A 25888-nucleotide genomic window follows, 5' to 3' on the forward strand; every position below is an offset into this window, starting at 1 on the left:
CTTTATTGCCAAGGGGAAAACATGAACTCGTACTTCAACCGACTCAGCGCCGCCTTCGCTATCGCCGGTCTCCTCGTGATCGCGCCGGTCATGGCCATGGCACGCGTGCCAACGCCAGCCAACGCGCATGGTAATCCGGTCCCAAAGAAACGGACGGCGGCTCCCGCCGTGACCCACGGCGAACGCGCCGGTCAATCAGGTCAACACGCTGCCGACAAAGCCGCCCCGTGAACGGTCCGGCGACCGAAGTCCGCGCACTGAAGACCGAACCTCTTTCTCCTGAACCACAATGGAGCAACTACCATGAAATCGAAAGCCTCTGCATTACTCGTCATTGTTTCCCTGCTCGCAACGTCCGCGACGGCATTCGCAGCGCAGCCGCCCCACCCTGCCCACCAGCCGAACCCCTCCATTGAGCGGGCGAACCGACCGGTCGGTGCGATTCCGCATCGCGACTGGCAGCGTGGCGACCGGTTGCCCGCGCAGTACCGTGATCACATCTTCAGGGTCGACAACTGGCGTCAGCATGGCCTTAAGGTACCTCCGCGCGGCCATCAGTGGGTTGGCGTGGCCGGCGACTACGCGCTTGTGGCCAGCGCGACCGGCGTGATCGTCGACATCGTTCCGGCCCGTGCGCACTGACCGCCCCTTGCTGCGACAGACAGCGTTGCGCCGTGGCGCTAAACCGCTTTGCCTGGATGTTGCCGGTGCTTCGGCCATTCAGGCTTCGCTGTCGCGGGGGAAATCTTTCACATTTCGACTCGGCTGGCGGCTTGCCTCCATGTAACGCGTAGCAGTGCAGATCAATGCGCGCGCACTTTCATACCCTCGCGTTGAGCCAGCAGTTCACGTATGCGCGCGAGGTGCAGATCGCCAACAGACGTATCGGCGGCCTTGCCCAGTCGCGCTCGACGCGCAGCCGGCGGCCACGCACCGAGGTAGCGGCATAGCGCCGAGACGAACGGCCGCTTTCCGCCACCACCCAGCCGTTGCGCCGCTACGGCGACGCGCTCTGCGCCGACGTTTGCGACCAACCATTCAAACGCCTGACGGTCCTCGTCATTCACAATGCGAATCAGCGAATTCATGTCGCGCTCCCACTGGACGTAAACACATACTGTTAATTTATACAGTACTTTGCGCTGCCGCAAGGGGTTTTTGACTTGACAGTGCTTCCAGATGATCCGTACTAAAAATTCCGGCTAAATCGCCCCGTCGATACGGGCAGGAGCGGCGGGTAATGCGTCGCCGGTGACAACTCGTTCGAATGTTGCGTAACGACTGTACGTCGCCAGTTGTCACCGGCCACCGCTGGCTGCCTTGTCTGGCTCAGTCACCCATCCGCGGCATGGGGGCGTCGAGGGGCGAACGGCATGCTTTAGATTGGCTTCATGAAACGGATGCCGGTGGCCTAGGCGATGCCCATTACCTTGGGCAGGTCGCGCGGCAGATCCTTCACCTCGCGGCTGACACGCTTAAAGAAGATGCCGGTGTGCGCTGGCGCATCGAAGATGAGCACTCGCGCAGGCTGTTCGGAGGCACCCCAAAAGCCGTGCGGCACACTGCCGGGCGCGTAGACGAAGTCGCCGGCGGACGCGGTGAAGCTTTGCTGCCCCACGCTGAAGTGCACTTCGCCAACGGTAATGAAGTAGGCCTCGTTCCAGTCGTGCGTGTGCGGGACGGGTTGCTGGAATATGCCCTTCACCCTGCTCGTTTATTGCACGTATCGCGCGTCGCAGAAAACCTTCATGCCATCCCCCTGGCAGGGCCATTTGCGCACTCAGAGAATTGCACGAGGCAGGCGCGATAGCGACGAACAGGAGATGGCCATGCATGCCAATTGCCGATTCACTCTTCTCGCCAGTGCGATTGCACTCGTGACGACTTCGAATGCGGGCTGGGCGGAGCAAACCGTCAACGCCACATTGCTATCGAACTCGATCCAGCTCGGGACACACAACGTGAAAGCCGGGCGCGTCACACTCGAAGTCAGGAATGCTGCGGACAACAACATGGAACACGAACTCGTTGTCCTGAAAACCGATCTCTCGGACGATGCACTCCCCGTCAGCAAAGGAGCGGTGCTGGAACGCAGGCTGCACAAAATCGGCGAAGTTGAAGATATCGCGCCTGGCAAGAGCAAGCGCGTGTCGTTCAAGCTTGTGCCCGGCCACTACGCGCTGATCTGCAACAAGCCGGGACACTATGCGGCGGGAATGCATACCACGCTTGTCGTGACGCCGTGAGCCTGGAGGCAAGCTCCGAAGATCGCCGGGGAAGTATGTCGTCCGCGCGTGTTGAGCGAAGCAGAAGTGCTCTATCCACGCGTCGACTGAAACTTACCCAGATCGTCAAGCAGACCAGGGCCGGTCGGACGCCAATCGAGGCGCTCGCGCGTCAGCTGACTGGAAGCCGGAAGGTCGAAGCCGACGAACATCGCCATCCATCCGAAATGAGCCTGAGCTTGTTCGGCCGTCAAGGGCACCGTCGGAATGTTAAGCACACGACCTATTGTTTCGGCGATTTCCTTCATCGGCACCCCATCTTCGGCGACTGGGTGGTAACGCTCGCCCGCCGTTCCCTTTTCTAGCGCGAGCCGATACAGCCGTGCGGCATCGCTCACGTGCACAGCGGAATAGCGGTTACGGCCTTCGCCAACGTAAGCCGAGATCCCTTTTTCGCGGGCAATTTCGATTGCCGGCGAGACCAGCCCGAAGCGGGTCGTGTCGTGCACTTGCGGTAGTCTCACCACGCGCACATCCACACCGGCCGATGCCACTGCGGCCCCGGCCAGTTCTGAGGCAACGCGCGGATTGGGATGATCGGGATTGAATACGTTCTCAACGCCGGGTTGTCCCTGCGCTGGAATACCCATGCCTACGCCCGAAGTGATGAGCAACGGACGCGCGGTGCCGGCCAGCGCTTCTCCAATCGCCATGATTGCAGACTTGTCCTTTTCGCAATTGGCCACGAAATTCGAGAAGTCGTGGTCGAAGGCCAGATGAACTACCGCATCGCATTGCGCTGCACCGGAGCACAGTGTCTCCGGCTCTTCGAGCGTGCCACGATGCGCTCGCGCACCCTTTGCCGCAAGCGCGGCGGCGCCGGCGTCGGAACGGGTGAGGCCAAGCACTTCGTGGCCTGCGGCTAGCAACTCATCCACGACGCGGGAACCGATGAAGCCCGTTGAGCCGGTAACGAATACGAACATTGAATTTCTCCGAATTGGGACACAGGCTGATAATTTAGACAGGCGACCCTTTGCGAAAAAGCGCAGACGTTATACGGGTATCGAAACTAACAGGATTTGTATGCCGGCAACGAACAGCAACTCGCTTGGAACCTACCTGAAGGACCGTCGCACGAGGCTCGATCCGGCGGCGCTCGGCTATCCCTCCCTGCGCCGTCGCACGCCCGGCCTGCGACGCGAAGAGGTTGCACAGCGCGCCAACGTGAGCACGGCGTGGTACACCTTGCTTGAACAGGGGCGTGGTGGTGCGCCCTCGACCGAGGTGCTCGAACGCATCGCGCAGGCGCTGATGTTGAGCAGCATTGAACGCGAGCACTTGTTTCTGCTCGCGCAAAACCGGCCGCCGGAAATCCGCTATCAGGAAAGCGTCGGCGTCACGCCACGTCTGCAGCGCGTGCTCGATTCGCTGGAGTGGAGTCCTGCGCTGGTTCGCAGTGCGACCTGGGACGTGCTCGGCTGGAACCGCGCCGCAGCAAAGGTGCTGACCGACTACGGTACGCTGCCGCCGGAGCGCCGCAATGCGCTGCGGATGATGTTCCTCGATCCTGACGTGCGCGCGGCGCAACTCGATTGGGAAAGCGTCGCGCGTGCGATGGTGGCAGTGTTCCGTGCCGACGCGGCGCGCGCTGGCGCTTCCGGACGCATGGCAACGCTCGTCGACGAACTGGGTGCTGCAAGTCCGGAATTCGCCGCGATGTGGCGCGACAACGATGTCAGCAGTTTTGGCGAGGGCGTCAAACACATCCGCCATCCGCTCGGCGGCCCGATGGCCTTCGAATATTCGTCTTTCGCTGTCGATGGCCGGCCCGATCTGGGTATGGTTGTTTTTAACCCGGCAACGCCAGGAGACAGGGAGAAGGTCAAGGCGTTACTCGCCGCATGATTTCCGTCGCGGCGCTATCCGCCCGTCGCGCCGGAGCATCTGTGGGCGAAATACTCCCGCAGCTCGCGCCACCCAACCAATTTTTCCTGATCGGAAACAGCCGCATACGCAGGGCTGCTCCACGGCAAGTGGAGAATCCGATACCTGTTCGCTGTTTCACTCAACGTTCGCATCCCTGTCTGTGTTGACGGTGTGGATGAAGACCCGCTATGCGTCTCAATCGCAAAGTGCTGTGGCTACTTCGCCTCTTGCGGTCGGATCGACGTATCAGAGTCGTCCGAAAACGGCTCAGCAAGAGCCATTCGCCTCCGCGAACCGAGTGGCGCTTGTGACGCCGTCGGTCACAAGAACTGTCCGTCGCGACGGACGAGGTGCCCTGAACCAACAAATGATCAATTTGTTGCGCATGTCGCGCAGGCTTTATCGGTGAGCTTTTGTGGGAGATCCGCCGAACAGCCGGGCGCAGATCGGGCGCGTCGTTTGCCGCCGGACGTAAAAGCGGCTACCCGAAGGCAGCCGCGTTACTGCAAGTGTGGCGCGCCGCTTCGCCGTCGCGATCGCCCCAAAACAGGCGACGCTCGCGAGCCGTTAGCCCGCCAGATCCGGCGGCAACTTCCCGCCGTTTGCCGCCAGCGCTTGCATCACCTGTTTGTGCAGCCAGACGTTCATGCTCGCCGAATCGTCCAGGTCGCCGTCGTATTTCAGTTCCTGCGCGAGCTGCTTGCGATGCGCGAGGCTACTGTCAACGCCGAGCGCCTTCATTGTGTCGACGATCGACGTGCGCCAGTTCAACGTTTGCCCGCTTTCGCTCACGAGCTGGTCCATGACGGCAGCGACGTCAACGTCAGTCAGCGGCGCGGGCGCGGGTGTGGCGTCGGGTGCGCCAGCCTGCGCTGCAGCGGGATCCGGTGTCGGCTCGGCCGCAGGCGGCGGCTGGTCGGGCTTCGCCTTGCCAAAGAGCTTGTTCACGATGTCACCAAAGATGCTCATTTTGAATCCTCCGCAGGTGGGTTATTGACGCAAGCACACTCCGCTCGCGGTACGGGTACTATCGAGATCCTACGCGACCTTTGTGTCCTCGCAACGGGGCGATATTTAAAAAAGCCCCGACGCCGGGGTTACCCGTCGACTTCGCCATGAAGTCGACGTTCGACGAGAATATGTCGGTTGTTTCCTAATGTCGCAAACCGGGCCAGTTCCAGACATTGGCCCGCACTCTTGGACAAGACATTCGAACGTCCGCATTGCCGCTGCTTTCAGCCACCATGCGTCAGATACTGGCCTGATTGAAGCGCTTCGTCAGCCCCTCGGCGCTTTCCTTTCGCTCGCTATGTCGATCAGGATCAGGCGTTCGCCGCTGCGCACGAGCGCAATATTCAGCGCCCAGTCGAACATGTCGCGTTGCAGGAAGCGACCGTCGAACCATTCGTTGCGATCCGCTTCGCTCACGTTGGTGGACATGGTTGAGGTCGGAAGCGGCAGAATGCCATCGCTGATCAGTACGACGTCGACGTCACCCACGCGCACGGCGTAGCGGGCAGGCACGAGTACGGCTGATCCTTCTTTGCCAAGGTTGGCGGTAACCGGCTGCACATTGCGGGTTGCTTTACTCACCTTATGTAGTCCTATTAATAAATTGGGTGAACCGCGCGCCGGGCGACGGCGTGGTCTACTTCGCTGGCACGAGAACGGGTGCGCCCTTGTCCTTGAGCAGCACTACGATGAACGTCGCGGGCTTCGTCTGGCTCGCATTGCGCCCAACCGTATGAACGTCGTTCGGCCCCTCATAAAACGTCTGTCCCGGACCGAGGGCGACTTGTTTGCCGCCCCTGACCTGCATCACGATGTTGCCTTCCAGCACGTAGATGAAACCGTGCGCATTGTGCCGATGCACGGGGTCCGACGCGCCGGGCGGATATTCCACGCGGATCATCAGCGCTTCCTTGCCCGGATAGTCGTCCAGCGCCTTGGTCGATACCGCTGGTTGTTCGTCGTGGCACGTAATTCGAGCTTCACGTACAAGCATCGAAACGTGGATGTGAAGCAGATCGGGCGCGAGCTGGGCGTGCGGTACGTGCTCGAAGGCAGTTGGCGTCAGGCTCAGGGCCGCGTTCGCATCACCGGCCAACTCGTCGATGCGAGCACCGGCGCGACCCATTGGGCTGGCCGCTTCGAGGGCATGCTCGACAATATTTTCGAGTTCCAGGATCAGATCGCTCACAGTGTGGTCGGCGCGATTGCGCCGCAGCTCGAACAGGCGGAGATCACGCGCGCCCGGTATAAACCGACCGAGAGTCTCGATGCATACGACTGCTACCTGCGCGGCATGGCGCGGCTTCATCGAGGCACCCGCGAAGCGATTGACGAAGCGTTGCCGCTATTCCAGCGCGCGTTTGCGTGCGACCCGGAATACGCCTCGGCGTACCTGCCGTTTTCGCGGAAGGCTTGGTGAGGGCTGGATTCAGCCCTGCACGCTGCAAGGATTGATGCGGGCTGGCGAGCACACCGATGTTACTCCCAGCTGCAGATCCGTTTCCGGCGAAGGCGAGCGTCCCTTTCGGGGCGCGTGATGCCGTTTGCAGGCCACGCGCGCACGAATCAATCGTGGCACGAATCAATCGTGGCACGAGTCATCGGGCGCTAGCCGGCCACTTCCGGTCCTTCGTGATGCTGAGCCGACGGGCATTCAAACGGCGGCTTCAACCTCTGGAGCCGCCGTCCGTCTGTTTCAGGATACGCGGAACAAACGCACAACTCGCGCAACGCACAGGAATCGTTTAGCGCCAGCCACGCACCACTCAGTTGTCCGCCTGCTACTTATGCGTAAATCGCCTCACGGTACTGGTAACGAGGTCGACGTAGAAGAGGTCCCCGTCCGGACCGGATTTCAAATCCACCGGTCCTCCCTGCAGGCCCCTGGCAAACGTCTGTGGCGTGTTATTCGGCGGCTGCATTGTCCAGATGCATTTCCGAAGAAGATCGCCAAAGTACAGGGCCTTGTTGAACGCAGGCGGGTAGGTTGTGCTGGTGCCGTCAGTGAATCCAATTGCGGAGATCACACTACCGTTTTGATCGGGCCCCAAGCCGGACGGCTTGCCACCGCAGGTCCTTCCCTTGCTGTCTTCGGCCGTAACGTAACTCGTGTGAGCGTACGCATAGAACGGTTTAGTGACACTCGCAGGGCTGACGCTTCCGCAATAGCCAGTGCTCTGGTAGGCGGGTTGAAGAGCGGCACCGAAGTTGTTGTTGGGGTCCCATCCTTCAAAACACGGCCACCCAAAGTTCTGGCCGGCGACGGTGAAGTGATCGATGGATTCCCAGAGGTTCCAACCCACATTGCCGATATACAGTTCATCCGTCAAACCGGGCAGCCGGGCGAAGCGGAAAGGATTGCGCAGGCCGTTTGTGACAACGGCAACGCTTTGGGTCGTCGCGCCCGGGTTCGTTACCTTGAGAATAACGCCATCGTAGTAGGGCGACGTGCCCTGACTGCGAAACGCCCCCTGCGGCACACTTGTACCATCGCCGCAAGCGGTATCCAACTGGCCGTAGTCGACCTGCTCGAAGCTTGCGCCATCGCCGGCACTTACATATAGCGTTTTGTTATCGGCTGCGAAGACCAAGCCCCCGATGCTGTGAGACGTATAGTAGAAACACCACGGCTGGTTGGTGGAGCCTGCGGGGGGGAGAATCTTCGTTTCGCCCGACCCTGTTAAAAGCGAAAGTTGGCCGCCGGTAAGGACTTTTCCACTACACGCTCCTGTCATAGGACGCGTCGTGTAAAGAACGTAGACGTTCCCATCATTCTGCGGATCGACTGCAAGTCCGAGGAGCCCCCGGTCAGCATCATTGCAAACTTCACTCCCCAAGTCGGCGAACAACGTACAGGTAGGTGTCGCCAAATCGCAATTCCAGACCTTGCCCCCTTTTTCGGCGACGAAAACCCTGGTCTTGCTTCCGTTGAAGCTTATCGCGGTCGGCTGGGTGAGACAGCCTGCGTACAAGATCTGCTCGGTAAAACCAATGGGAAGCTTCGGCTGCGGCCTGGTCGTGGACGTGGGCTGGCATGTAACCGACGGCCCGACAGCAGCCACATTGGGTACAGCAGCGGGCTGAGCGCGCGCCACATCAGTGAACGCCGATAACATGAGTAACGCTGCCAGCGCGGCGATCACGCGGCTTTGGCTTAGCCAGCCTTCTATGCAGTGCGGCATCTTATCCTCCTGTCCACGAATTGACTCATCGCGAAACCATTTAACGATAGGCCGTTTGCCCACGGGCGCTCCCGACACATCACCATGAATGTGCACGCCCGGGAGCGCATAACACGTGCCCCAACAGGGTCGCCTCGAAACCGTGATAAGAGTCGCCTTTCGGGAGCCGACACTGCAAAGGCTGGAAAGACATGAAAGCCGCCGTTTTGGCCGTCCAGGAAGCGGCAGGGGGTCGACTTCCGCCGACCGCATCGGACAGCGGCCGTGCCACATGCGGAGATCCAACCTGGCTAGTGGTGAACCATTCGAAAGGCAGGATGTGCCGTTAAGAGCTGACTCTACGGATCAGGAAGTGTCACTGCAGATTGTCCAGCAGGCAAAACTGAGGTTGGAAGCGCCCTTACTGGATTCTCGGCCCACTGGGTCAGCCGGCGTGCAGATGACTCGATCCTTGCGCTAGTATGGACGGGCAAAAAGGAGGATCGAAGACAGCCCACGACCTGGTGCTGCCGTCACCTGCCCGCTTTGTCCCGCTGTTCAGTCGCTGGCATCGCCGCGTTCAGACGGAGGTCGAAATGAACCAACAATCCGTGCTCGGTATCATCCATGCGCAGGAACTACTGATGGTGTCGCTCATTCGGATACTTCCGCCCGACGAACGGCGCAAAGTTTCCGACGAGTTCCACAGCCAGGTCGAGCTGGCCGAAGCGCCGCATCTGAGTGACGGCCATGACCGCGCGATGGTCGAAGCCTTCAGGGCGCATATCCGCAAGCTGTCGATGTTGCTGGCATCGTTAAGTTGATCGGGCCGACGTTCGCGCTGCAGACTGCCGCGCGCAAACGGGAGCGCAGAAGGCAGGCCTGCGCGCGGCCGTCATGAATGCGTCGACGGTCTCCACGCGGCAATGGTCACGAAACGCGCCCGTGATGCACTGATCGTCGCCGGGTTAGAAGATGCCCTCCGGTTCGGGCTCATTCATCGCGCGCTCGGCCAGAAGAGCTTGACATAGCGTCCCTGCCTTTGAGAGGTTCCCGGAAACCCGCGCGCGACGGACGCAGGAGGGAGCGAGTTGAGCGTTTCTTGCACATCGCCTTATCAAGAGGGCAACCCGGGAGGAAAAACCGCGAGCTCCTTTCTTTCGCACCATCGTGCGCCCGGCTCAGAGAGCGTTGCGCGCCTCACGGACGCAAGGCCGCAGCCCGTGCAAGCACTTCGATCCGCTCAAATGTGAACTCGATGCTGGCGTCATGCCCAGCCTGGTACACTCGCGTTCGGCTTGCCGACACGACTTTGAGACTGCCAATGCGTTCAAGATAGAGAGCGTGCTCCGACATGCCATTGAGTGATGTATAGACCGTCCCTGTTCGGGCGACTATCGCTGATTCGCGTCATGGCGCGGCGCAGGTTTTCCCGCTGATTTTCCGCGCGATTCAGTTTCTACTAGCTGCTCCAGGACTCGATGTTGAGGACGATACGTGCGACCGGATTGTCGTCGGCGGTCTTGGGAGAGAACTTGAGCTGGGCGAACGTTGCGAGACCGAAAGCGACTATCGCTAACGTCGCAGTCGCTGCGATGCGGTTGACGTATTTCACAGTTACCTCATTTTTGTTCAGGAGCATGTCCGCCCGCAACCCGGCGAAGCCGGCCACGGCCGTCAGAACGCGCCAGTTGACCGCCATTGGACTGCTCCGAGGACGAGATGCCCAAACTATAAATTGATGTTTAGCAGCTTGTTTGCGACAAGCCGTCGCAACCGATGCCTAAATTTGAAAGTCTCTTCTGTGGGAGGTTTTCCAAAGACGCATCGGCTCGAATTTCAGTCCGTCCGGTGGGTGCCAGGCACGATGAGGACGACAGTACCCACAGTGACAACTGCCATGCGTGGTCGAGCGAGCGTGAATGGCTGACGAATGACCCGAGGCTGCCGCCGGCAACCCGATCCCTGAAGTCGCGAGAACTCTCGGCGTTTTTTGCAGGCCGCCGCGCTTCGCACCGGAGCGCAGATCACAAGAAACGCTATTGGCGTTGAAATCTCATCTCGCCGACAGGCCGAGCGGCGTCCCGGGACGCCGCCCCCCTTCCGCCAATCGTCTAGCCGATGCGCGAGACGTCACTCACTGGCCGCCGCATCGCCCTTTTTCTCGGTCAATCTGTTCCTCACCGCGGTGACGCCCAGCACGGATCTTGCCGCGTTGCCGGCGCGCGAAATCTGCCAGCTCTCCGGCACCGACCCCGTCAGCGTGACGACGCCATGGCTCACCCTGATGTGAATCTCTGAATGATCGAGCTCCGGTACCCGCCCGAGGGCACGGCGAACGTCACGAACGATCGATGTATCCGGCCGGGTTCCGGGCGTCGACGCCGCTACCCGTTGCACGCTCACATCGGCCGCGTTTGCGCCTGTCTGCGCGCTCGCTTCGACGGCGCAACTCGCGATGGCGACGCACAACACTGCGCCGAAGACTCCGTTCGCACCGTTTCTGCTCATGTTGGCTCCTTGGGTCTTTGTCGACCGGTTTGACGATACACAGCTGGAACGAGTCGAGCGCAGGGCGCGCAATGCTCCAGCATAGCCTCGATCGTCAAAACGCCGCCGTCTTGCGCGCACACAGTCACATGGCGCCAGGCTCGGCGGGTCCGCCACTGTGTCGCTTCAAGGCCCCACGCGAGGGGCGCGGTTGCCCGAGATCGTGCACCCGTTCGACGTCAAAGCGTCAGCAGCCCACGATACAGACCATAACCGGCTGCGACTGCCGCCACGAGGACCGCCGCGAAAGCGCCTTTCTCGATCCGGCTGAACACCGGTTGACCGGCCTCTCGCCTCGCCTTGGCGAACAGGACGACGCTCGGCGCATAGAGCAGCGAGGAAAGCAGCAGATACTTGACACCGCCCGCATAGAGCAGCCAGGCCGCATAAAGCACGGAGATCGCTGCGATGATCGCGTCCCTGCGCCGCTCGCGCGCCGAACGTTCATAGGTTTCGCCCCGGATTGCCAGCAGTAACGCGTAGGTCGCCGACCAGAAATAAGGCACGAGAATCATCGACGTGGCGAGATAGATCAGCGAGAGATAGGTGCCTTTTGAAAAGAGCGTGATAAGCAGAAATCCCTGCACCATGACGTTCGTCAGCCATAGCGCGTTCGCGGGAACCTGGTGCGCGTTTTCCTTGCGCAAGAACGCCGGCATCATGCGGTCCCGCGCAGCCGAGAAAAGAATCTCCGCACACAGCATGACCCATGACAGCAGCGCGCCGGCAAGCGAAATGGCCAGGCCTACGCTCACCAGCACCACGCCCCAATGCCCGATGACATGCTGGAGCACGCCTGCCATCGATGGGTTCTTCAGCGCGGCGAGCTGGCGCTGCGTCATGATGCCGAGCGACAGCACGTTGACGAGCACCAGCACCAGCAGGACGGTGAAAAAGCCGATCACGGTCGCCTTGCCGACGTTCTTGCGCTCGGCCGCACGGGCCGAGAATACGGTGGCGCCCTCTATGCCCACGAACACCCACACGGTTACGAGCATCATGTTGCGGACCTGGTCCATCACGCCGCCGAGAGCGGGATTGCCGCGCGCCCAGAAGTCAGCCGAGAATATCTCCACGCGAAACGCTAGCAGGCAAATCAAAATGAAAAGCAGGAGCGGAACGATCTTCGCAACCGTCGTGAACTGATTGATGAAACTCGCCTCTTTAATGCCGCGCAGCACCAGAAAATGCACGCTCCACAACAGGACGGAAGCGCACGCGATGGCGGGCAGCGTATTGCCCTCGCCGAATATGGGAAAAAAATATCCCAGCGTGCTGAAGAGCAGCACGTAGTACCCGACATTGCCGAGCCACGCGCAGATCCAGTAACCCCACGCTGAGGCAAATCCCATGTAATTGCCGAATCCGGCTTTGGCGTACGCATAGACACCGCCATCGAGATCCGGCTTGCGGTTGGCGAGGGTCTGAAATACCAGCGCGAGCGCGAGCATTCCAAACGCCGTAATGATCCAGCCAATCAGCACGGCTCCCGCACCGGCGGAGGCGGCCATATTCTGGGGCAAGGAAAATATCCCGCCGCCGATCATCGAGCCGACCACCAGTGCGACGAGCGCGCCCAGCCCCAATCCGCTCGTGGACTTGCGCTCGCCGGCAGCATCGAACCCGTGGGTAGCGTCGCTCATATGCGCTCCGTCTCTGCACTATCAGGTTGACGGGTCATCCAGTGGTTTGCGGGCTCTGGTCACACGGCGCAGCACCGCAATCCGTTCCCGCCTGTACGACGGCCCCGGCGACGCCGTTCCACTGCGTAGTCATTGTTGGCAGGAATGCAGGCAAACGCAAGGAAAACACGGTGAATCAGCGAGCGCCCGGGTTGCCGCAGTTTATGCCTTCCGGGTGACGGCGAGGCCGTTGCAGACGTTGCGATATGATCGCGCTTTTAATGTCATGGAAAAGCCTTCATGCAAGTGCTGGTCGACGCCGACGCCTGCCCCGCCGTCATCAAGGACATGCTCTTTCGGGCCGCGCGGCGCGCCGAGGTCCAGGTGACGCTCGTTGCGAACCAATATCTGCGCACCCCGCCATCGCCCTTTATCAAATCGATTCAGGTGCCGGCGGGATTCGATGCGGCCGACGCCCGCATCGTCGAACTGGTCCAGCCCGGCGACCTGGTGATTACCGCCGACATCCCCCTCGCGGCCGCTGTGCTCGACAAGGGCGCATACGCGCTCGACCCGCGCGGCAACTGGTTCACGCGCGAAAATATTCAGGAGCGCCTGACAATGCGCGACGTGATGGATCAACTGCGCAATGCCGGCATCGAGACCGGTGGCCCGTCTGCCTTCAGCGCACGCGACAGCAAAGCGTTTGCCAGCCAGTTCGACCGGTTTCTTGCCCGGCATCACGCGCCGCCTCGCGGTACCGATTAATACCAGCATGCGCGCACCCGCACGTTTGGAATCGTTGCGCTAATCGTGCCCATGGCGCACACAGGCGTCGCAGAACCGTATCGGTTGCCGCCCGAAGACGGCATGCGCCATTGCCACGCGCGGTATCGGCGCATTGGCGGCGCCGCTCTGCCTCGCCGCTTGAAACACAGGGGCGATCACGCTCAACGGCGTGATCGCCATTCTCCGCGAGAGCAATGCCGACTCTCAAGCACTCCTTAGAACGCCACGTAAGGCGCCGTGCCGCCAGGCGCCGTTCTCCCGGCGATCGCGAAGTACACATTACGCCCGAAGAAGAACGGCAACCCCCAGTCGAATGTATTGTTCAAGCCTGTCGCGGCGAGGTTGTCGAAAGCGGAGGCCCGTGTCCGCGCAAGGTTGTTTTCGTTGGCGACCATGAAGGACATGTTCGCAGGCGTCGCGGGTCCGGCGTTGCCGGTGGACGTCGCCGACAACGCCAGCGTGGCCGCCGGGCAGTACCATCCCGCCGTGCCAGAGCAAGGGACAATGCTGCTGTCCACGAAGAACAGGCCGTTGGATCCACTATCGATGTATGACTCGGTCATGCTCTTCCCGCTGTACTGGGTCGTAAAGGTAAGAGCCGGGTCATAGCCGAGCACCGACGTAGCGGCAAACGTGTTGTCCGATTGCGTGCCGATCCCGAAGACAAGGGAACCGTCGACGGAAGCCTGTCCCGTCGCCGAAATGGCGGGCAACTTCACGATCACGCCATTGTTGTCCACTGCAAACGCCGCCACGGGATTCTGGACCTGGTTCGCTGCGCTTTGCGTCGTCGAATGGCAGATTCCAGTGGACGTGTTGCACGAAAAGTAAATGTCGTTCGTCGCGTTGGTCGTGCAGCCGGGACAATCCTGCACCAGACTGCCAACGCCCAGAATGCCATTCGCACCAATGAGCGAAGGCGCGTCCGCGAGCGTGTAACCCGTTGCGCAACCGCTCGGCGTCGAAGGAAAGCCCGACGTCGCGCCGTCGATCTGCATCGGCACGTCGGAAGCGACCTCGCCGGCCAGCTTGATGTCGGCGCTCACCACCGGCCCCCAGAAATACCGTCCATCCGCGAACGCATAGCACTCGCCAATGGCATTGCCACTGCTATCGGTTTGCGTGGGAAGCGAGGTCGTCAAGCTGCCGAGCGCCGAGGCCGCAAGACGCAGCCCGACCGAGCCGGTATCCACCAGCACGTCATCCACCGTCACGCATTGATTGGTGCCGTGCACGCACACCGTTACCGTCGTCACCGGTAGATTCGGTGCATAGCCCGCACCTGTCGGCGCCAGCGAAGTATCCACGTGAATCGCCAATACATTGCCGCTGCCCGACGAACCCGGCGTGCTCGATTGCGCAGTCTGACCACCGTTGCTGCTGCCACCGCCACCACCGCATGCGGCCAGCAGGAGACAGAGCGCCATCGCCCAAAGTGTGTTGCGCATCGAACTCATTGCAGATCCTCCGGCGAGACGCCCGCGGGAATCGCCGCAGGCAACCACGCCGTGCCGTGCATGTTGTTCATCCGGCCGCCGCCTACATACATCATTTGCGACGTCTGGACCTGAACGTGTCGGTGCAGGTCGCCATGGACAGGCGTCTGCAGCGAAGCCCTGAATTCGGAAAAGTGAACGCCGAGGAGTTGCGACAGATCCGGCGGGCGCGGTCCCTTCCATGAGACGGCAAACACCTGCCCCGCGGCGTTCGCGTATTCGCGCACCGTCGTGCCCGTTTCCAGCGTGATCACCTGCGTGGTGTAGGCGGAGGTCGACGACGTCGAGGCCATATGCCCACGCAGACTCGATGCTTCGATTTGCATCGAATAGAGTTTGTCGCCCAGTGCAGCTTGCGCAGAGGACTCGCAGATTGCAAATGAAGCAACGCCTGCCATTGCTGCGAACAGCAAGAAACGCGTTGCCCGGCATTCACACAGTCGGATTTTCATGTTTATCGTCTGTTGTCTGATCTTTTGTATCGAGATCGCCGCCACCAGAAATGGCGGATCTCTTCAGCTATCGCCGCGGCGCCGGAGACCTGCATCTGAGCTTTCCTGGCCACCGTCATCGATCTGGTACACCCGCGTACGCACCGCAGGAAGCTCGGGGGGCTGCTGGGCAATTCCCCATGCTCTCAGCAAACCGTCGAACGACGCCACGACGGTGGTCGACCGGGGCTCCGGCAGAGGCACGCCGGTCGAGCGGTAGCGCGCGGATCCTCGCGCCCCTGTGCCGGTGCCGATCCGCTCGGCGGCGCCGTTGCGCAGGGCGTAGCGAACGACATCCGACGCTTCGCGAGAACTCATCAGCCCCGACGCCGTCATCTCGCTGACCGACGCACTCTCGCGTTGCGCCAGCCAGCGCAGCAGCGTGAGCGCACTAGCGTGAACTTTCATTCGAGGCCTCTCTCCGTGCACTTTGCTTCGATTTTGTTCCGGCCTTGTCCGCGGATCTGCGCGCGAAGGCGATTGCGCCGGCCGGCGTGAACGAGGGCGCAAGGAAGGCACACGAAGGGAGAGCGAAAATCGCGCACAGGCGTGGGCTGCGCGCATGGATATGCCACTGGCTTTGCATTGCTTTTTTCACCGCGCACGCAGGCGCGCGCGGTAACCCCCCGGTACGGCCGGTGCGCCGCGTGTTTGAATTTGTGTCCATCTGCTCATCAGAGGCTATCGGCAGCCGGCTGATGAATCTTTAGCCGCGTGTCGACGCAAAAGCAGATCGATCGGCTCGCAGCGCGAAATTGGAGGATGGGCCCAGAATGTGGGAAGTCCGCAATGAAATATTGCTGCTCAGTCAATCGCGCGCCATGCGCCGCAGCCGCATCGAATGCAGCCGCTGGCTCAGGCCCTTGAACACGCTGTTCTCGTGCGGATCGCCAAAGTGCAGCAGGACCGTGCAGCGCACGCTGGAAGGCGCACAGGCCTGATTCGCGTGAAGCGAGCGCATGCCCCAGAAGAAGTACAGATCACCCGGAGTCAAAGATACGACCCTGGCCGAAAGCCACCGCTGGACGAGCGGCAAACGCCATACGGGCCCGAGCAGCTTTTCGACGACGACCTTCTCGACGATATTGACGATCGCCGAGCGCCGCACCTCGCGCAGGTTGGGAAACATGACCAGGCTTCCCTCCGGTTCGTGCAGCCCATGTGGAATCTGCACAGGAAGCAGTATCGACACCACGTAAGAATCGTAGTGGAAATTATTCGAGTGCCGGATTCCCTGCGTTCCCGTCAGCACGCGCATCACCGGCAGGATCCGGTCACTGGGTGGCGGCGCGCCCATCTTGCGCTCGTACAACTGGCGCAATAGCGCGAGCAGGCCCGGATCATGGTAAAGCTCGGCGAGACAGCTACTGGCCATCCATTGAGCGCCGTAGAAGCCGAAATATCGGGCGCCCTGCTGCTCGATCAGCTCCGCTATCGAGTTGCGGAGCCTCGCGAGAAGGGCTTGCGGCAAGACATCGCCCAGCACGGCCACGCCGGTTTCGTCCATCGACCGTGCCAAAGCCTGCGCGCTGACCGCGCTCATGGGCTTGATCGCGTCATCCGGCAATTCGTGATTCAACGCGATCATCGCAGTCCCTCGCCCGGCTCGCCGGTCTTCGACGAGCGCGCTTGCAGTCAACGCAGATTCGCCAGACTGAAGCGAAAAGCCCATGCGTTCCGTGCGCCTTCGTACAGAAACGCGTCGCATTGATGAGGCGGGCATATTCTGCGCGCATGCAACAATGCCCGGCATAACCGGGGCGTGAACAGGTTCCGTGAGCGATGCACCACTCGAGCACCGGATCCATCGTGACTTTGTCAGAATATGCAGCAAGGAGGGGCCGACGGCGGCCAGCTTTCTGTAAGGAGATCGTCATGCCAGAGCTAGTGACTTGTGTGTGGTTCGATGAAGGCAGAGCGCTTGAGGCCGCGGAGTTCTACGCCGCGACATTTCCCGACAGCCACGTCGACGCGAAACATGCGTCCCCGATACCGGGCATCGGACAAGGTGCCGAACTGCTGGTCGAATTCACGCTGCTCGGCCAGCGCTTCGTGGGCCTGAACGGCGGACCCGACTTCAAGCCGAGCCAGGCAGTGAGTTTCATGGTCAAGACCGACGATCAGGAGCAAACCGACCGCTACTGGAACGCGATCGTCGGCAACGGCGGCGAGGAATCGGAATGCGGTTGGTGCAAGGACCGTTGGGGCTTTTCGTGGCAGATCACGCCGAAGCGCCTGCTCGAATTCGTCAGCGGCGCGGATCGCGAAGCCGGCAAACGTGCGATGCAAGCGATGATGACGATGCGCAAGATCGATATCGCCACGATCGAACGCGCGGCGGCAGGCAGCTAACCGAGGCAGACGAGAGCGTATGGAACGATATCTGTGAGATTCGCTGGTACGCGCACGGGCAGCGCCCCGCAACGCCTGGCGTGGCGCATTGCCGGCCATTGCGCCCCGCCTTTCTCATTCGCGGGCGTCCGGGCGATCGTTGTCGTCGCGTTGACGCTCGCCGCCAGCACCCGCGCAATCGCCCAGCGCACGCCTTCCCTGCCGCTGCACTGCACCGATCTTGCTGGCGCTGTGCTGCCGCCCGCCAGCATCGGCTTGCCGACCAACGGCGCGCTCGTGATGAGCGCGGCCATGATCCCCGCCACGGCGACAGGCAATCTCAACGGCGACTTCTGCCGCTTGACCGGCGTGATTCGCGCACAGAGCGCAGGCACCCCGGACATCCGCTTCGAAGTGAACTTGCCGAGCCAGTGGAACCACCGCGCACTGCAATTCGGCGGCGGCGGCTACAGCGGTGTCGTCGTGACGGGAACCGGCCCGATGCCCTTCTCGCCCGAACGCGCGCCGCTCGCGCGGGGTTACGCGACCTTCGGCGACGACTCGGGCCACAACGGCACGTCGTCGGAGGCAAACTTCGGACTGCTTGAGGAAGCCGTGACGAACTTCGGCTTCGCGCATCTGAAGAAAGCGCACGACGTCGCGCTCGCATTGATCGAGCGCGGCTACGGGCAGGCGCCGGAACACGTCTATTTCGGGGGCGGCTCGACGGGCGGCCGCGAAGGCTACACGGTGATCCAGCGCTACCCCGACGACTACGACGGCGTGATCGCGAATTCGCCGGCACTGAATTTTTCGGGCGTGCGCCTGACGGGCGTCGTGGTGGGCAGACACGAATACCGCACGCCCGGCGGGTATCTTTCGCCGCAATTGCTGGAGCGCGTGTACGAGCGCGTGATGCAGGTGTGCGACACGCTCGACGGCGCCGCCGACGCGATCATCAGCGACGTCGAGGCGTGTCGCGCGAAAGAACCGGAGATCATCGATTCGCTGCGCTGCCAGAACGAGGACCAGGCGGATCGCCGGCACGTCGGCGACGACTGCCTCACGCCGCCGCAGGTCGCGACGCTGGAAACCCTTCGTGACGGCCTGCGGCTGCCCTACGCCCTCGCGTGGAACGTGGATAGCTACCGCGGCTACAACGTCTTCGAGGGAACGCGCTTGACGAGCACGCTGGGGCTCGCGCACTCGCCGCAGCGGCAAACGCAGCCCGCCTTCGCGCCAAACGGGTACCTGTACGCGCAGGGCGACGCCTACCTCAAATACTTCATCACGCACGACCCGAACTTCGATTCGACGAACTTCGACGTGACGCATCCTGGCCGCTATCGCGAGCGGCTCTTCACGCTATCGGCGACGATCGGCGCGATGAATCCCGACGTCTCGCGCTACATCGCGCGAGGCGGCAAGCTCATCACGTTGCAGGGACTCGCCGACGAGGTCATCAGCCCGAACCAGACGATCGCGTACTACCAGGCGCTCGTCGGCCGCTACGGTGAGGAACGCGTGGACAGCTTCATGCGGCTTTACATGGTGCCCGGTTACCAGCACGGCAACGGCGTGTTCATTCCCTCGGTGGATCTGCTCGGCGCGCTCGACGACTGGGTCTCGCACGGCAATGCGCCGGAAACGCTGTTCGCGACGGACATCGCACAAGCCACCAACGGCCGCACTCGCCCGCTGTGCCGCTATCCGGCGTTCCCGCGCTATCTCGGCAAGGGCAATCTGAATCTGGCGACCAGCTTCACCTGCGCGATGCCGTGACGGTCGAGGCGCCCCGACTACGCCGACGGCACCCGGCGCGCGGCGCGCTGAGGCAGCACCACGATGCAGCCGACGACGAAGATCAGCAAAAGCGCGGACGCATAAAACCGGCTGAAATGCAGGCCGCCGTCCGCTATGGGTTTGTCGAGGAAGTCGCCCAGCGTGGCGCCGAGCGGACGCGTGAGCACGAACGCGAACCAGAAGAGCGCCGTGCGCGAGACGCGCGGCCACAACCAGAGCAGACCCACGACGACGAGACCCGCGCCGAAGATAGCGGCGCCGACTTCATAGCCGAGACCGAGACCGCCACGGTCGTCGCCCGCCACCCAGTCGCCGAGCGCGGTGCCGAGCGTTTGCGAAAACAGGATCGTGATCCAGTAGAACCACTCTACGCGTGCAGTCGCGACGCTCTCGATCGAAACCGAGCCCTCCACGCGGTACCAGATCCCGAGGCTGGCGACGAGCAGGAGCAGGATGATCGACACGCCACCTGGATAGCCGACGCCGAGCGAGCGGTCGAAGAAATCGGCGAGCGTCGTACCGAGCGTGGTCGTGGCCACGATCGTCGCCCAGTAAAGCCACGAATAGAAGCGTTGTGCGCGGATTTGCGCCGAGACCAGCACGACAAAGCCCGCAAGGAAAATAAGCGAGCCGATCAGATAGCCGAGATTCAGCGACATCGACACCCAGTCCCCGCCTGTCTCCCCGAGCGTGGTGCAGGCAATCTTGATGATCCAGAAGCCGATGGTCACTTCGGGAACCTTGCTGACTGCGTGTTCGACGAGACTTCGGGTACTGGTGGACATGAGAGCTCCTTGCGCCGCTTGAGGGGCAAAATAAACCAAGGCTGGACTATAAGCGCCCCTTGCTTAACTGACGCTTAAATGGCGCCCGATAACAATTTGATACACGGTTGACACTTCGGCGCACGCCTTGTTCTCTTGACATAAGCCATTTCTAAGGTTGCCGGCGTACTCTTTGGACATAGGCGGTGAAAAAACGTGGGCTTTACTGCAAGCGGTTTTGCAATACCTGCGCCCACTTTTTAGTAATCCGAATCTATGTCGTTTAAATGGAGTGTCATCATGAAAGTGCTCTTCGCTTCCGCGATTTTCTCGCTCGGCCTTGCTTTGTCTCCCGCGGTCTTCGCCCAGAACACCGCCCCCAATGATCAGGCGCCGCAGATGCAACAACAGGCAACGTCCCAGCAGTACGGCACTCAAGCCGGGACCGATTCCGGCTATGGAATGGAAAGCACCGGCACGTCGAATGCGTCGTACGGGCGCACGAGCCAAGGCGCGATCATGTCTCACCAGGGACGCAACGATCTTTTCGCGCATCATTGATTCCCGATGACAATGCGCGCCACCCGCCTGCGCAGCGGATGGCGCTAGCATCGTCAATCGGTACACCGATGCAACCGGTCGCGACCGCCGCGCTCAACAGTAGCTTGCGTCGCGCCGCATCTCCCTCACCCGCGGCGCTTGTCGTGCGCCAGTTCGTTGGCTGACATTGCGTTGCCTTCCTGCAAAGGCTCACCGGCTAGCCGACGCTTGCCGGCCTGATCGCTTGCGACATTCGAAGTCTCGCCTTCCGCGTCGTATTCCGCGGCGATCTGTCTCTCTGCGCGGCCCCAGTATTCATCCGCCTTGCCCTGCTGCGCGCCGCCCTCTTGCCAGAGTTGATACGCGCGCCGCCGGATCCGCTCTGCCCGTTGCTCGTCCATGGTCGTTCCCTCCGATGTGCGCGCGGCCGCAGCGTGGGAATCCGGCCGAAAGCCGGGCGTCGACTCGCGCGCTGCATGTGGCGAATGCGCAAGCATAGTGCCCAGAACAAGCGTCAAACTGGAGCCGACAATGCGACCCGTTGAAAAGAATCGCCGTGGTGAGCCGACGCTTCCGTCCCTCACCGCGAAACGGCAATGCCGATGCGAGCGGCCCATCGATGCTGGTTGTATTCAAGCAGGTCTTCGGCATAGCCGTTGAAATAGTTGAGAAACACGTAGCCGCCCCATGCATTTCCGAACAGTTTGGCGAGCGGGTACGTGAATTGCACATCGACGCTTCCATAGGTCGATCTCGTGCCCTTTCTCAATGTGGTCGCGAGTTGCCAGCCATCGGGGCTGCCGTATTTCATCAACAGATCGACATAGCCCCGATAGTGTGCGATATCCGAATTCGTTTCCTGGATGTGCTCGTACGCGTAGATTTTAGGTGCAATGGTCAAGTGGTTGGCATTGATGTCGCCGAAATCCCAGATCGGCTGCACGTACAGAATGTCGACACCGCGCGAGCCGGCACCCGCAGTCCCATTCGACTCGTGCTCGTAGCCTGTCTCGATGCCCATCCGGGTGAACCACTTGGTCCTCCACCCGGTGTCTTCGAGATAGTAGAAAAGCGCGGGCTTGTAGCTCGTATCGTGGAACGGCGAGTCGTACCCGCGAATATTCCAGAGCGAAGTCTGCGTGTAGGCAAAATAGAGGTTGTCGACGAAACCGCGCGAACGCGGATCATCGGGCAGCACGAAGCGGAATTTGACACTGATCTGGAATCTTGCGAGGTCCGCGTCGTTCGAGGACCAGCCGTCCGAGAAATAGTTCGGCTGGTAGAACGAAAGACGCCCCAGCAGAAAGGTGCCGAGATCCGGCACGATCGAATTCGAAGGCTTCACGGTCGAAGGCGGCATTTGCGCGGCGAGCGACTCGTTGCCCGCCATCGGCCCTTCGGCCGGCGCAATCGCGAGTGGACTGGATGCGGGAGCAACGGCCACTGCAGCGGTTGCCGATGCCGGCGACCCGGCGTTCGCCGTAGCGGAGTGCGGCTTGCGCGTGAGCAGGACCAGCGAAGGCGAAACGTCTACGCCGGGTACGTCCACACGCACCGCGCCGCGCGCCCACTCGGGCCATGGCGCGCTATAGCTCACCGCTTTCAATTCGCCGGCCGCGAGCCTTACATGCTCGGGTGCGCCCGAATCACGCGTGAGCAGCACGGCTCTCGGCAACTGCTCGCCGTTCGTGAGCGTGATGCTCAACGTGCGGGGCACATCGACCGAGGTTCCGCCAGGCGCGTCGCCGCTGTACACGATCGTCACCACCAGCGGCTCGTCGGAGCGCGCTTCGCGCGGCGGGCGCATGATCGACACAGCAGCGCGACTTTCCGACACATAACCTGCGAACGTGGTCATGGCTAGCGCTGCGCATGCCAGCCTTCCCCACCGCGTCCGCGAAGTCGCAACGGAGCGGAAAGCGTAGCCCATGCAAGATGCGAATCGAATCGCCACGTTGCCTCCTTTTATCGCCAGAATGGCTCCCCGCGAGCCAGATCCAGTTGATGCTTTTCGTGAGTGAAGCGTGGTGCCGGTGCGAATCGTGCCCCATTCCCTCTTGCAAACGCGGCGCCGAAATTGAATTGTTCGCTGCCGCTGCCTATGATCAAAACGATTCATTCCTGCTTGCCGGACAGCGCAGGCTATCGCCGGCGAGCGCATCTCGCGAGGACTGACATGAAACCTGTCCTGGTAGCGCTAGCCCTGCTTGGCGCTTCAACGTGCTGGGCGCAGGCCAGCGCTCCCGCCGCTTCGGCGCATCAGGCTCACACCGAGACAGTCGACGACCGCGTGAACGAACTGCATGCTGAACTCAAGATTACTCCCGCCGAAGAAGAGAAGTGGGCGAAAGTGGCCGACGTCATGCGCAACAATGCAAAGACTGTCGATGACCTGATCCAGCAAAGGCACGACAACGCGCACACGCAAACCGCGGTGGAGAACCTGCAGTCGTGGAACGAGATCGCCCAGGCGAATGCCGATGGGAGCAAGGCGATGCTCGATGCTTTCTCGGCGCTTTATGCGGACATGCCCGACGCGCAAAAGAAGGTTGCGGACGCCGCTTTCCGCCCCGCGCAAGCGCACATGAAATAAGCGGCCGGGTGCCGCGGGAAGCGCACGACCCGGCCTGACTCGTCCAGAGGCACGACGATGAAACCCTGTGTGGTGAAGTTTGCTTTCGTCCCGGCGCTGGCCGTCCTCTGTGCCATGCAAACCGCACAGGCGCGCGTGAACGTCAACCTGGGCGTGGGCTTTGGCATTCCGGGCGCCTTTTACGCACCGCCGCCGCCCGTATTCTTCGTGCATTCCGGGCCCATGTGGCCGCCTCCTGTCATGTACAGCCGCCACGGCTTTTCTCCGTGGCATCATCCGCCGCGATTCGCGGGCCCGAGACACGTCCGCCATCCGGGCTGGGGGCCGCCGCCGCCGCGTTGGCGCTAGATGCAACGCTCATCATTGCGCGGCAAACGAATAAAGCCACGGCTCGCGAGGCTTGCAAAGCCGTGGCCCATCTCACTGCTTAGCCCGCATTGCCGGCCTTACGCGCCCAGCGCGGGGTCGCTATAGCTCGGGCGGCCCGTTTCGACGTGACCCGCAATGCGGCGCACGAAGGTCGCGTCGCTATCGACCGTGATCGTCAGGTCGTACCAACCGTATGCATTGCGCAGGTCGAGATAGAGCGGCTCCGTGTCGCCGCCGCGCACGGTGCGCTCGATCTTCGTTTGCGGATCGTAAGCGTTGACGATCGTGAACTGGCAGCGCGCGCTGCCCCTGTTCTCGAGGCGCAGTTGCAGGTTGCCGTTCGCCACGTCATAGCCCTCCGCGACTTCGGGCCGTGCCGTGTCGTCGCGGCCCAACCAGCCCGACTTGAGCAGCGTGCCTGCGAAGCGGCGCAGAAAGCCGTTGGGGCCGTGCACGCTGAAGTCATAGGCACCGGTGGCGCCAATCGCGAGCTTGTCCTGCAGATGCTTGCCGGCTTCGACCGTATAGGTGCGCGGCGCATCGGTGCTGCCCGCCGTGTAGACGAGGAACACTGCACCGGCGCGCCCGGAATTGACGAAGCGCGCGGAGACCTCGCCCGAGTTGCCGTTCGCATCGAAGCGAACGAAGAGCTCGTATGGCAGCGCGCGCGCATTGCGCACGCCTGCTTCCTGCTTCGGCACGCTGCCCGTGACGGGCGGCACCGGCACGTAGTCGGGGTGACGGAGCTTGTCGGGCGGCGCGTAGCCCGTCGTGGAAGGTAGCGCGGGCAGCGCCGCGTTGGGCGTGGCAAAGTTGAACGCCGACGTGAGGTCGCCGCACACGGCGCGGCGCCACGGGGTAATGTTCGGCTCGCGCAAATCGTGATGGAGTCCAAAGCGCTTTTCGATGAAGCGGATCACGGAAGTATGGTCGAACGTCTCCGAGCACACCCAGCTGCCGCGCGACCACGGCGAGACCACGAGCATCGGCACGCGCGGCCCGAGGCCGTACGGCCCCGCGGCGTACTTGCTGCTGCCCGGGAAAATTTCGTTGGTGGTGTCGACAGTCGAGAGGCCATTGGCACTCGAAGCCGGCGGGAACGGGGGCGCCAGGTGATCGAAGAAGCCGTCGTTTTCGTCGTAGTTCACGAGCAGCACGGTCTTGCTCCACAGGTCCGGGTTCGACGTGAGGATCTGCAGCACCTGGTCGACGTACCACGCGCCGTAGTTCGCAGGCCAGTTCGGGTGCTCCGAATACGCCTCGGGCGCGACGATCCACGAGACCTGCGGCAGCGCATTGTTGGCCACGTCCTGCTTCAGCACATCGAAATAGCCGCCGCCAGCGAGCACGTTCGTGCCCGTGCGCGCACGGTCGTAGAGCGGGTTACCGGGCTGCGCGTTCTGGTATTGATGGAAGTACAGCAGCGAGTTGTCGCCGTAGTTGCCGATGTACGGGTTGTCGCCCGTCCAGCCCCACGAGCCCTTCGCGTCGAGACCTTCGCCCACGTCCTGATAGATCTTCCACGTAATGCCCGCGTTCTGCAGCACCTCGGGATACGTGGACCAGCCATAGCCCGCTTCCGCGTTGTCGATCACCGGGCCGCCGCCGCTGCCGTCGTTGCCCACCCAGCCCGTCCACATGTAGTAGCGGTTCGGGTCGGTCGCGGTCATCGTCGAGCAGTGGTATGCGTCGCAAATCGTGAAAGCATCGGCGAGCTGGTAGTGAAACGGAATGTCCTCGCGCGTGAGGTAGGCCATCGTGGTCGTGCCCTTGGCGGGCACCCACTGATCGTAGCGGCCGCCGTTCCAGGCCGCGTGCGTCGTGGTCCAGTCGTGCGGCAGATCCTGGAGAAACTGCATGCCGAGGTTGGCCGCAGTGGGATGGAACGGCAGCACTTCGCCCGCCCCGGCCGCGAGCGGCTGATTCCACACGGGCTTGCCGTTGGGCAGCGTGATCGCACGCGTGTCGCCGAAGCCGCGCACGCCGCGCAGCGTGCCGAAATAATGGTCGAACGAGCGGTTTTCCTGCATGAGGACGACGATGTGCTCGACATCGCGGATGCTCCCCGTGCGATTGTTCGCGGGAATCGCGAGCGCATTGCGGATGCCCTGCGGCAGCATCGTCAGGGCGGTGGCCGAACCGGCGCTCATCGCGGCAGTACGGAGAAAGTCACGGCGGCTTCTCGATGTCATGTTCTGGTTTCCATCTTCAGGT

27 protein-coding genes and 2 pseudogenes are annotated in these 25888 nt (G+C 62.0%); 11 read left to right on the forward strand and 18 right to left on the reverse strand.

Annotated elements, in window-relative coordinates; all coding sequences use genetic code 11:
• The first annotated feature begins 21 nt into the window (after nucleotides 1-21).
• Both VSR34_RS10515 and VSR34_RS10520 read left to right on the forward strand, forming a co-directional pair.
• Entirely contained in the window at nucleotides 22-231 is a 210-nt protein-coding gene (locus VSR34_RS10515; RefSeq protein WP_155836888.1) for a hypothetical protein, read from the forward strand.
• Nucleotides 232-303: 72 nt separating this feature from the next.
• Nucleotides 304-642, forward strand: coding sequence for an RcnB family protein (locus VSR34_RS10520; RefSeq protein WP_028212969.1), 339 nt, complete (start codon nucleotides 304-306; stop codon nucleotides 640-642).
• A 161-nt stretch (nucleotides 643-803) separates the two neighbouring features.
• On the opposite strand, the gene VSR34_RS10525 is transcribed toward VSR34_RS10520, so the two are convergent.
• Entirely contained in the window at nucleotides 804-1088 is a 285-nt protein-coding gene (locus VSR34_RS10525; protein ID WP_028212968.1) for a hypothetical protein, read from the reverse strand.
• Nucleotides 1089-1411: 323 nt separating this feature from the next.
• The gene (locus VSR34_RS10530) at nucleotides 1412-1705 is read right to left on the reverse strand and encodes a cupin domain-containing protein (protein ID WP_028212967.1); all 294 of its coding nucleotides are present in this window, start codon (nucleotides 1703-1705) and stop codon (nucleotides 1412-1414) included.
• A 124-nt stretch (nucleotides 1706-1829) separates the two neighbouring features.
• On the opposite strand from VSR34_RS10530, the gene VSR34_RS10535 reads away from it, so the two are divergent.
• Complete coding sequence (locus tag VSR34_RS10535) at nucleotides 1830-2246, forward strand: plastocyanin/azurin family copper-binding protein (RefSeq protein ID WP_028212966.1); 417 nt, start codon at nucleotides 1830-1832, stop codon at nucleotides 2244-2246.
• A gap of 71 nt (nucleotides 2247-2317) precedes the next feature.
• Here VSR34_RS10535 and VSR34_RS10540 read toward each other — a convergent pair whose 3' ends face one another.
• A complete protein-coding gene (locus tag VSR34_RS10540) occupies nucleotides 2318-3211 on the reverse strand; it encodes an SDR family oxidoreductase (protein WP_028212965.1) in 894 nt (297 codons plus the stop codon).
• A gap of 100 nt (nucleotides 3212-3311) precedes the next feature.
• On the opposite strand from VSR34_RS10540, the gene VSR34_RS10545 reads away from it, so the two are divergent.
• Nucleotides 3312-4133 (forward strand): helix-turn-helix transcriptional regulator, encoded by an 822-nt coding sequence (locus tag VSR34_RS10545; protein WP_342962508.1) that lies wholly within the window; start codon nucleotides 3312-3314, stop codon nucleotides 4131-4133.
• 588 nt (nucleotides 4134-4721) lie between these two features.
• On the opposite strand, the gene VSR34_RS10550 is transcribed toward VSR34_RS10545, so the two are convergent.
• The 3 genes and pseudogenes from VSR34_RS10550 to VSR34_RS10560 form a co-directional block, all read right to left on the reverse strand.
• The gene (locus VSR34_RS10550) at nucleotides 4722-5123 is read right to left on the reverse strand and encodes a DUF3597 domain-containing protein (RefSeq protein WP_028211366.1); all 402 of its coding nucleotides are present in this window, start codon (nucleotides 5121-5123) and stop codon (nucleotides 4722-4724) included.
• A 342-nt stretch (nucleotides 5124-5465) separates the two neighbouring features.
• Nucleotides 5466-5747, reverse strand: a pseudogene (locus tag VSR34_RS10555) (MBL fold metallo-hydrolase); the annotation flags it as partial.
• A gap of 55 nt (nucleotides 5748-5802) precedes the next feature.
• Nucleotides 5803-6159 (reverse strand): cupin domain-containing protein, encoded by a 357-nt coding sequence (locus VSR34_RS10560; protein ID WP_036044345.1) that lies wholly within the window; start codon nucleotides 6157-6159, stop codon nucleotides 5803-5805.
• Between VSR34_RS10560 and VSR34_RS10565 the strand changes: the two are divergent.
• Nucleotides 6058-6558 (forward strand): annotated as a pseudogene (locus tag VSR34_RS10565) (CadC-family transcriptional regulator); the annotation flags it as partial. The gene VSR34_RS10560 and the pseudogene VSR34_RS10565 overlap by 102 nt on opposite strands.
• A gap of 388 nt (nucleotides 6559-6946) precedes the next feature.
• Here the strand turns inward: VSR34_RS10565 and VSR34_RS10570 are convergent.
• Entirely contained in the window at nucleotides 6947-8347 is a 1401-nt protein-coding gene (locus VSR34_RS10570) for a PQQ-dependent sugar dehydrogenase (RefSeq protein WP_028211362.1), read from the reverse strand.
• 575 nt (nucleotides 8348-8922) lie between these two features.
• Between VSR34_RS10570 and VSR34_RS10575 the strand changes: the two genes are divergently transcribed.
• Nucleotides 8923-9150 carry a hypothetical protein gene (locus VSR34_RS10575; RefSeq protein ID WP_028211361.1) on the forward strand — a complete coding sequence of 76 codons (228 nt, stop codon included), beginning with the start codon at nucleotides 8923-8925 and terminating at the stop codon, nucleotides 9148-9150.
• A gap of 638 nt (nucleotides 9151-9788) precedes the next feature.
• Here VSR34_RS10575 and VSR34_RS10580 read toward each other — a convergent pair.
• From VSR34_RS10580 to arcD, 3 genes are all read right to left on the reverse strand, one after another.
• A complete protein-coding gene (locus tag VSR34_RS10580; RefSeq protein ID WP_028211359.1) occupies nucleotides 9789-10028 on the reverse strand; it encodes a hypothetical protein in 240 nt (79 codons plus the stop codon).
• A 431-nt stretch (nucleotides 10029-10459) separates the two neighbouring features.
• Nucleotides 10460-10837 (reverse strand): BON domain-containing protein, encoded by a 378-nt coding sequence (locus tag VSR34_RS10585; protein ID WP_028211358.1) that lies wholly within the window; start codon nucleotides 10835-10837, stop codon nucleotides 10460-10462.
• Between the two features lie 218 nt (nucleotides 10838-11055).
• The gene (gene arcD, locus VSR34_RS10590; RefSeq protein WP_028230251.1) at nucleotides 11056-12519 is read right to left on the reverse strand and encodes an arginine-ornithine antiporter; all 1464 of its coding nucleotides are present in this window, start codon (nucleotides 12517-12519) and stop codon (nucleotides 11056-11058) included.
• A 279-nt stretch (nucleotides 12520-12798) separates the two neighbouring features.
• On the opposite strand from arcD, the gene VSR34_RS10595 reads away from it, so the two are divergent.
• Nucleotides 12799-13266, forward strand: a complete 468-nt coding sequence (locus tag VSR34_RS10595; RefSeq protein ID WP_028211356.1) for a YaiI/YqxD family protein — start codon at nucleotides 12799-12801, stop codon at nucleotides 13264-13266.
• Between the two features lie 236 nt (nucleotides 13267-13502).
• Here VSR34_RS10595 and VSR34_RS10600 read toward each other — a convergent pair whose 3' ends face one another.
• The 4 genes from VSR34_RS10600 to VSR34_RS10615 all read right to left on the reverse strand — a co-directional run bounded on the left by VSR34_RS10600 (nucleotide 13503) and on the right by VSR34_RS10615 (nucleotide 16862).
• Nucleotides 13503-14744, reverse strand: a complete 1242-nt coding sequence (locus tag VSR34_RS10600; protein WP_028211354.1) for a DUF3443 family protein — start codon at nucleotides 14742-14744, stop codon at nucleotides 13503-13505.
• A complete protein-coding gene (locus VSR34_RS10605) occupies nucleotides 14741-15280 on the reverse strand; it encodes a DUF2844 domain-containing protein (protein WP_154671152.1) in 540 nt (179 codons plus the stop codon). Before VSR34_RS10605 ends, VSR34_RS10600 begins: the two co-directional genes overlap by 4 nt.
• Nucleotides 15281-15298: 18 nt before the next feature.
• A complete protein-coding gene (locus VSR34_RS10610) occupies nucleotides 15299-15682 on the reverse strand; it encodes a hypothetical protein (protein WP_028211353.1) in 384 nt (127 codons plus the stop codon).
• Between the two features lie 400 nt (nucleotides 15683-16082).
• Nucleotides 16083-16862, reverse strand: a complete 780-nt coding sequence (locus VSR34_RS10615) for a hypothetical protein (protein ID WP_051381309.1) — start codon at nucleotides 16860-16862, stop codon at nucleotides 16083-16085.
• 287 nt (nucleotides 16863-17149) lie between these two features.
• On the opposite strand from VSR34_RS10615, the gene VSR34_RS10620 reads away from it, so the two are divergent.
• Complete coding sequence (locus VSR34_RS10620) at nucleotides 17150-17626, forward strand: VOC family protein (RefSeq protein WP_028230248.1); 477 nt, start codon at nucleotides 17150-17152, stop codon at nucleotides 17624-17626.
• A gap of 150 nt (nucleotides 17627-17776) precedes the next feature.
• Nucleotides 17777-19387 (forward strand): tannase/feruloyl esterase family alpha/beta hydrolase, encoded by a 1611-nt coding sequence (locus VSR34_RS10625; RefSeq protein ID WP_238327755.1) that lies wholly within the window; start codon nucleotides 17777-17779, stop codon nucleotides 19385-19387.
• Between the two features lie 17 nt (nucleotides 19388-19404).
• Here the strand turns inward: VSR34_RS10625 and VSR34_RS10630 are convergent, their stop codons facing one another.
• A complete protein-coding gene (locus tag VSR34_RS10630; protein WP_028211350.1) occupies nucleotides 19405-20193 on the reverse strand; it encodes a membrane protein in 789 nt (262 codons plus the stop codon).
• Nucleotides 20194-20472: 279 nt separating this feature from the next.
• On the opposite strand from VSR34_RS10630, the gene VSR34_RS10635 reads away from it, so the two are divergent.
• Complete coding sequence (locus VSR34_RS10635; protein ID WP_028211349.1) at nucleotides 20473-20733, forward strand: hypothetical protein; 261 nt, start codon at nucleotides 20473-20475, stop codon at nucleotides 20731-20733.
• Between the two features lie 125 nt (nucleotides 20734-20858).
• Here VSR34_RS10635 and VSR34_RS10640 read toward each other — a convergent pair whose 3' ends face one another.
• Together VSR34_RS10640 and VSR34_RS10645 are read right to left on the reverse strand one after the other, a co-directional pair.
• Nucleotides 20859-21113, reverse strand: coding sequence for a DUF2934 domain-containing protein (locus tag VSR34_RS10640; RefSeq protein WP_028211348.1), 255 nt, complete (start codon nucleotides 21111-21113; stop codon nucleotides 20859-20861).
• Nucleotides 21114-21292: 179 nt separating this feature from the next.
• Nucleotides 21293-22570: a phospholipase A gene (locus VSR34_RS10645; RefSeq protein ID WP_342962461.1), complete on the reverse strand. Its 1278-nt coding sequence runs from the start codon at nucleotides 22568-22570 to the stop codon at nucleotides 21293-21295.
• A 318-nt stretch (nucleotides 22571-22888) separates the two neighbouring features.
• On the opposite strand from VSR34_RS10645, the gene VSR34_RS10650 reads away from it, so the two are divergent.
• Nucleotides 22889-23305: a Spy/CpxP family protein refolding chaperone gene (locus VSR34_RS10650; protein ID WP_036018680.1), complete on the forward strand. Its 417-nt coding sequence runs from the start codon at nucleotides 22889-22891 to the stop codon at nucleotides 23303-23305.
• Nucleotides 23306-23751: 446 nt separating this feature from the next.
• Here VSR34_RS10650 and VSR34_RS10655 read toward each other — a convergent pair whose 3' ends face one another.
• Complete coding sequence (locus VSR34_RS10655) at nucleotides 23752-25866, reverse strand: phospholipase C, phosphocholine-specific (RefSeq protein WP_342962462.1); 2115 nt, start codon at nucleotides 25864-25866, stop codon at nucleotides 23752-23754.
• Nucleotides 25867-25888 lie beyond the last annotated feature (22 nt).

Origin of the sequence: Paraburkholderia sp. JHI2823 (genome assembly GCF_038900695.1) — a bacterium.
Taxonomy (GTDB): domain Bacteria; phylum Pseudomonadota; class Gammaproteobacteria; order Burkholderiales; family Burkholderiaceae; genus Paraburkholderia; species Paraburkholderia mimosarum.